We start from the raw sequence: 8,324 nt of genomic DNA on the forward strand, positions 1-8,324 counted from the left end.
GACCGACAAGGCGGGAAACAAAACGACGCAGCAACTGGACTTCATCATCGATACCCTACTGTCAGAACCGACTATCGTGCTGGACAGCACGGACGACAGCGGAACAAAAGGCGATAACCTGACCAACGCGAATAAGCCGACGTTTATACTGGGCAATATTGACGCAGACGCGCGGTATGTCACGGTTGAGGTGCAGCATGGCGGCACGAAAGAAGTGCTGACGGCCACCAAAGGCGCGACCGGCATCTGGAGCGTGACACCGACCGGCACATGGGCAGATGGCGACTATACGCTGACGGTGAGGGTGGAGGATGATGCAGGGAACGTAAAATACTCAGCGCCGCTGACGGTCACGGTTGATACCCAAATCACCATTGATGTTATTGAACTGGTTAATGATAACGGTATTCCCGGCGACAACCTGACCAATGACGTTCGTCCACACTTCCGCGTCACGGTGCCAGGGGATGTCAACGAGGTACGTCTGAGTATCGACGGCGGTAATACGTGGGTTCGTGCAACACAGGGCACGGCAGGGATCTGGGATTACACCTGGCCGAAAGATGTGACCGACGGGCTACATACCCTGACGGTAGAAGCGACCGATAAGGCGGGAAATAAGACGACGCAGACGCTCGATTTTACCATTGATACCCGGCTGTCAACGCCTACCATCACTATGGATAGCAGGGACGATACAGGTGCCATTGGCGATCATATTACGAGCGTCAAAAGACCGGGCTTTACCATTGGCAATATTGACTCCGATGCGCAATCGGTCATTTTGCGGATCACACAGGGCGGCAATAGCGAGGAAGTGACACTAACCCAGGTTGGAGGACAGTGGCGCTTTACGCCAGATGCTGACTGGGCGGACGGTAGCTATACACTGACGGTAGAGGTAACGGATAACGCAGGAAACGTTCGTCAGTCCACGCCGCTGATAGTGACGGTAGATACGCAAACCAGCATTACTGATATTACATTGGTCAATGATCATGGCGTGCCTGATGACAATCTAACTAACAGCACCCGTCCGCAGTTTGAGATCACGGTGCCGGCGGATGTGAATTCTGTGCAACTGAGCATTGATGGGGGCGCAAACTGGGTGAGCGCGGCGCAGGGTATTGAAGGCGTCTGGGGCTATACCTGGCCAACGGATATGGGCGATGGAAAACACACCCTAACCGTCATGGTCACCGACGCGGCAGGCAATACGGCGACGCAAACGCTCGAATTTTTCATCGACACCCGGTTGTCGACACCGACCATTGCGCTGGACAGCGCGGATGATACCGGTACGCCTGGCGATGATATGACCAATCGCACCCGACCGACCTTTATTCTGCAGAATATCGATTCGGATGTTATCAACGTTACAGTCAGCGTCACGCATAATGGAACGACAACCTCGTTTACCGCGACACAGGGGGCTGGAGGGTGGAGCTTTACACCGCCAGCGCCGTGGGGCGACGGTGATTATACGCTGACGGTGACAGTGGAGGATCGGGCGGGAAATACGCGTCCGTCTACGCCACTGACGGTGACAGTGGATACGCAAATAGCCATTGATCATATTGAATTAGTCAACGATAGCGGCGTCCCTGGCGATAATGTGACAAAACATGTGCGTCCGCAGTTCCAGATCTCGGTACCGAAGGATGTGGAAAAGGTCCTGCTGAGTATTGATGGCGGCGTAACCTGGTTTAGCGCGACAAAGAGCCCGACGCAGGGCATCTGGGATTACACCTGGCCGACAGATATGCCAGAGGGACAGCATACCCTGACAGTAGAGGCAACTGATGCTGCGGGTAATACGACGAGACAATCGCTTAATTTTGCTATCGACATTACACTTTCGATGCCAACCATTGAGTTAGCGCCCGATCAGGATACCGGCCAGATTAAGAACGATAATCTGACCAGCGTCACTCAGCCGTTATTTGTGTTGGGCCATATCGATAAAGATGTTCAACATGTTGTATTGAATATTGAGCATAACGGTACGTTTAAAACAGTGGTACTCACCGAATCAGCCGACGGCTGGCGCTATCGACCGGATGCCGCCCTGGGTGACGGTAGCTACACATTCACCGTGACGGTAACGGATGTGGCCGGTAATCAGCAAACATCCGCACCTTTAACGGTGACGATAGACGGTACGTTGTCTACGCCGACCATTGAATTGGCGGCTGGCGAAGATAGCGGTACTGTCGGCGATCGCCTCACCAATCACGATCGGCCAGTATTCGATATACATCAGATTGACGCTGACGTTACCCGTGTGATGGTCAAAGTAACCCACAATGGTAAAACGCACGAGGAAGCTGCGGTATTCACCAATGGTCAATGGAGTTTTAGCCCTTCTGCGAGCTGGGCTGATGGCGCTTACCAGCTAGTCGTTGTGGTAGAAGATCTGGCGGGGAACGTAAAAGAATCGGCACCCTTAGAGGTGCGTATTGATACGACAACGACCATTGATAATATCGTGTTGCTTACTGATACCGGCGTACAGGATGATCAATTAACGAATGTATCTGAACCGTCATTCAGAATTGACGTTCCCGCTGATGTCGTTCAGGTACGCGTAACCCTGGATGGTGGCACTAGCTGGAGTTTGGTACGGAAAAATGCCGACGGGCAGTGGATTTTTGAAAGTCCGAACACGTTGGGTGACGGTACTCATACCCTTCGCGTAGAGGTCACTGATGAGGCCGGTAATATTGCGAATAAAGATTTGGTATTTAATATCGATACCCGTATACAGGTTCCAACTATCGCTTTAAGCGCAGGACAAGATACCGGAGCGAATACAGCCGATAATATTACTAATATTTCACGACCCACCTTTACGATTGGTAATGTTGACCCCGATGTTATCAAAGTCGTGGTGACGATTGATGGTCATGATTATAACGCGACTAAGGTTGGGGCTGGTTGGCAATTTACGCCAGGCAATGCCATTCCGGATGGTTCTTATAATATTACCGTTACGGTTGAAGATAAGGCAGGGAATACCGCGACATCGAAACCATTACCTGTTGTGATAGATACGACGGCTGAAATTGAAAGCGTCACGTTGGTTACAGATAGCGGCGATAGCGATGTAGATAACATTACCAAAGTCGACAAGCCGCAGTTTAGTATTGTTACCGCTGATGATATTACCCATGTGCGCGTTAAAATCGATAACGCCGCTAATTGGATTGAACTCACAAAAGGAGGGGATGGCCGCTGGATATTTAATGTCGGTTCGGCATTACCTGATGGGCAACACACTCTCTTGGTTGATGTGACTGATATCGCCGGCAACGTTGCGCAAGAAACGCTGCAGTTTACGATTGATACGACTCTGCGAGAGCCGACAATTGTACTCGATCCCACCCATGATACTGGTGATGATACTAATGATAATCTTACCAGGATTAACAAACCGGTGTTTATTATCGGTAATGTCGATAATGATGTCTCACACATTGTGGTTCATATTGATGGTCGGGATTACACCATTGAAAACACAGGGGGGAATTTAACCTTTACGCCGGATCAACCGCTGTCTGACGGTCAGCATACGATCTCTGTTACCGTAACGGATATTGCTGGTAATACCAAAACATCGGCCGAACTGCAGATTGAAATCGACACGCAGGTTCAGATTGACAGTGTTACGTTAACAACAGATAGCGGCGTCAACGATCACGATAATGTCACCAATGCTACCCGTCCCTCTTTTGAAATTGCAACGCCTGATGATGTGACATCGGTGCTGGTTTCTTTCGATGGCGTAAACTGGACGCCCATCAGTAAAAATGCGGCCGGGCAGTGGGAATTTACTGCAGGTAGCGCATTGCCTGATGGTCATTATACTCTCCATGTCCAGGCGACGGATCGGGCAGGGAATACGGCAAATTCCACGCTGGGCTTCACCGTGGATACGCAGATTGACGGCCTGAGCGTCGTGATGCTGGACGACGCCGGAAAGGATTCTACGGATGGTATTACGAATATTACCTCTCCACGTTTTGAAATTTCAGCCAGAGAACCGCTGCAGAGCGTGACGGTAATTTTAAACGGGAAGTCCAGCACACTGACTCAGGGGGCAGGTAATAAATGGCTGTTTACCCCTGATACACCGTTAGTGGATGGAACGTACAAAATAGAAATAGTGGCTGAAGATATCGCAGGTAATAAAATTAGCAAAGAGGTATCATTCACAATAGACACTATTATTTCTGATCCCAGTATTGATTTGCTGGATGCGGATGATACTGGCGAAAGCGCTGTTGATAATATTACGAGTGTCACTAAACCACGTTTCGTTATTGGCAATGTACCCGCCGATATTGATACTGTTGTAATCAGAATTAACGGCATTTCTTATCCGGTTACGGTAAATGGCAATAACCTCTGGGAATTTCAGGTTCCCGTTGCGTTAAACGATGGCGTATATGAAGCCGTTGTCGTCTTCAGAGATATTGCCGGAAATACTTCTGAAACTACGCTGCCCTTTACCATTGATACCACGACAAGCGTCAGTGTCAGAATGGATCCAGCGTCTGATACCGGAAATTCCAATAGCGATAACCTTACGAATAAGCAAAATCCCAAATTCGAAGGTACTGCAGAGCCCAATGCGAAACTGGTGATTACCATTGTTGACGATAAGTCAGGTCGGGAGGTTTTAAAACAAACGATTACGGTTGGCGCCGATGGCAACTGGAGTGTGACGCCGAATATACTGCCGGATGGCATGTATACCATCAACGTCGTCGCAACAGATGTCGCGGGAAATACTGCGCAAACGCAGGAAAGATTCACTATCGATACGGTTACGATCGATCCCACCATTCGCCTTTCGGATCCATCTATTGATGATCAGCATGAAGCAACCAGCCTGCGTCCTGAGTTCAAAGGGTTCGCCGAAGCGTTCTCGACGATTATGATTCAGTGGGATGGGAAAGTGGTCGGCTCCGCAAACGCCAATGCGAATGGCGAATGGAGTTGGACGCCGCCATCAGTATTGGCGCCAGGCTCCTATGTTGTGAGCATTGTTGCCAAAGATAAAGCGGGTAATGAATCGTCGCAGGTCGACTTTCCTGTCGTAATACCTGTTATTGATGTCACGCCTCCAACCATAAAGCTCAGCGAGGAGAGCGATAGTGGCGCCTTAGGAGACTTTACGACGAATAATAAAACGCCGACCCTAGTTGGGAGCACGTTACCTAATACGATTGTGAGTATTTATGTGGATGGCGTGAAGGTCGGCGAGGCGACAGCGGATACAGCGGGTCGATATACTTTCCAGTTACCGGAAATGAAAGATGGCCACTATGTCGTCCAGGTGGGTATCGTCAACCCTCGCGATAATAGCGAACTGCGTTCCACCGCCGTTGATGTCACTATCGATACCGAGGTTGCTGAACTGGTATGGAATATATCTGGAATGCATGAGGGCGGATATATCAATACGGTGACGCCGGAGATTGGCGGCACCAGTGAGCCAAACAGCAAAATCACTATCTTTGTGAATGGCGTTGAAAAAGCGATTGCTTATACGACAGGCGCAGGGCACTGGGGCGTAGTATTACCCGCTTTGGGTAATGACGGTAATTATGTATTAACGTTTAAAGTTGAAGATGTTGCCGGCAATATCAGAGAGTTTGGTCCGCAGAATGTGATACTGGATACGGTAATTTCGCCGTTAACCGTGGTATTACGCGAAGCTGACGACAGTGGCAAAGTTGGCGACTGGATCACCAATAAACCTCATGTCACCATCGATGGTACTGCCGAAGCCGGAAGTACTTTAACCATCAGGAATCCGCTGGGGGTGGTTATTGCTACCCTGGTGGTAGGCAATGATGGTCGATGGAGCGCAGAATTAGATCTGCGTGAAGGTAGTAATGCCTTTATCGTGGTATCGGAAGATAAAGCGGGCAACAGTCAACAAAAAGATATTCTGATAGAACATGATACGCAGATTGAAATCAGCGATATTTCATTAAGTCGGGATACTAATAGCGGTGATAAATATGATCTGATTACCAATAATAAGTCTCCGGTACTGGTTGCCATGACCGATCCCGGCGCGACGGTACAGGTTTATATTAATGGTGTGTTACAAGGCACAGTAGAGGCGAGTTCGTCAGGTAATATTAGCTATACCATGCCGGCAAATAGCGCCGACGGCGAATATCAGGTGCAATTTGTTGCTACGGATACTGCTGGTAACCGGGTTGAGTCTGCGATGACAACCGTGACAATCGATTCTCAAATTGCTGTCTTTGACATTCATGAAGATTCATTACCGCCCCTCTCTAATAACCGGGCATTGTCAGTCTCAGGCGTCGGGGAGGCTGGTTCTCAGATCAGCATCTTTGTCGATGGTAAATTAGTCAACGTTGTTATGGTTGAGGCTGATGGCTCATGGCACGCGCCGATACTGCTGCAAGATGATGGTACGTTTAATATTCATTTCAGCATTACTGACGTTGCTGGCAACACTGAAGTGAGCAAGAATTATAGCGTGGATGTCGATTCATCAACCGCCTTCCCAACGCTCAACCTTGAAGATGCGAGCAACTCTGGTTCACGTGACGATCTGATTACTAATCACAACAAGCCTGTGTTAGTTGGCACCGCAGAAGCGGGAGCCACAATCCATATTTATGTGGATGAAAAGATCGTGGCAAATGTGCTTGTGCTTGAAGATGGAACCTGGTCCTATCAGTTTGATAATGCGTTAAAAGATGGTGAATATTCTATCCGTGTGGTTGCCGAAGACCCGGCAGGTAATACGGCAGAATCGCCTCGCTTACTCGTCACGATAGATACCAGCACGTTTATCGATAATCCTGCTATGATGGCAGGTTCTGATAATGGTATTTTCGGTAATGATAGTATAACGAGTCAGACCCGGCCTGCGTTTAGTATTTTTGGAGAAATGAACCAGAGTGTTCAGGTTTTCATTGATGGGGTGCTAGTCGATACGATCACGGTGACCGACAGAAATCAAGTTTATCGACCTGCGTCACCGTTGGGCGATGGTTCCCATAGCATTTATTATGTTATCACCGATAAAGCAGGCAACACGGCTACCTCGAAAACGCTAAACTTTACTATAGATACCTTTAATTCGACACCTGTCGTTATTGATTCTATCGACGGTCAAACGTTAGCAGAGATGACCGGTAGTGATGGCAAAATATATATAACGGACACGACGCGTAACTTATTGTTTAGTGGCAGTGCCGAGCCCAATAGCAAAATAGAAATCATCATCAATGGCTTAAATGTGGGAGAGGTTTGGGTTAATGACAAAGGACACTGGCAGATGCCGGTGAACCCGCTTTATTTCACAGAAGGCCAACTGGATATCAATGTTAAATCTACGGACCGTGCTGGTAACATAAATCAGGAAAACTATTCCATTTGGGTCGATACGCATATCAAGGTATTTACCAGCGAGCTTGATGACAATAAATCGTTATCGAAAACGGAATGGTGGAGTAATAGCTCCACTATTACCATGAGAGGTATGGGGGAAATTGGCGCTACGGTATCATTAATCGTGGCAGGGGTCACGCTGGCAACCGCTGTCGTTGCGGCTAATGGGTTGTGGGAATTATCGACCGATCGGCTTCCGGAAGGGAAATACGATATCACTTTGAGTATTGAGGATAACGCAGGCAACCGTAAGGAAGAGGTACATGAAATATTTATTGATCGAACGCCGCCAAACGCTCCGGTCGTAACTTATTCAGATATTGTCAACGATCTAATTATTATGCAGGGGACGGCGGAAGCCAAATCTCAGCTAATAATAACCGATAGTAATGGGAATACTTATACGTTAACCGTTCCTGATAATGGTAAATGGAGTATGGCGATCCCGTATCCATCGGAAGGGAAGTTTACCATTACGAGTGTGGATGCGATTGGTAACCGGAGTGATGATGTCCCTCTCGATATCATGAAAGAGACTCCTGTTATTTCATTATCTCCAGACTCAGACAGTGGTACGGTGGGCGATAATATTACGCGAGATAATCAGCCTACCTTTATTATCGGGAATCTGGAAAGCGATGTTGTGGTTGTTCAGGTCGATATCAATGGGACCGTATATAATGCTGAAAAAAATGCCGATGGCGTTTGGTTCTTTACGCCAGGTACACCGTTAGCTGATGGTTCCTATACGATATCGGTAATCGCAAGCGATGCCGCGGGTAATCAGAAAAACTCGTTACCCATTACCGTTACGATCGACAGTACGCTTACGGTGCCAGAGATTGCGCTGGCAGCAGGTGAAGACAATGGCGTTTCAG

1 pseudogene is annotated in these 8,324 nt (G+C 48.4%); it reads left to right on the forward strand.

The window, feature by feature from the left end:
• Nucleotides 1–8,324 (forward strand): annotated as a pseudogene (siiE, locus tag ACLD4K_RS21515) (non-fimbrial adhesin SiiE); the annotation flags it as partial.

Source organism: Salmonella sp. 741265055_HSA, assembly GCF_046569525.1.
Lineage (GTDB): Bacteria > Pseudomonadota > Gammaproteobacteria > Enterobacterales > Enterobacteriaceae > Salmonella > Salmonella enterica.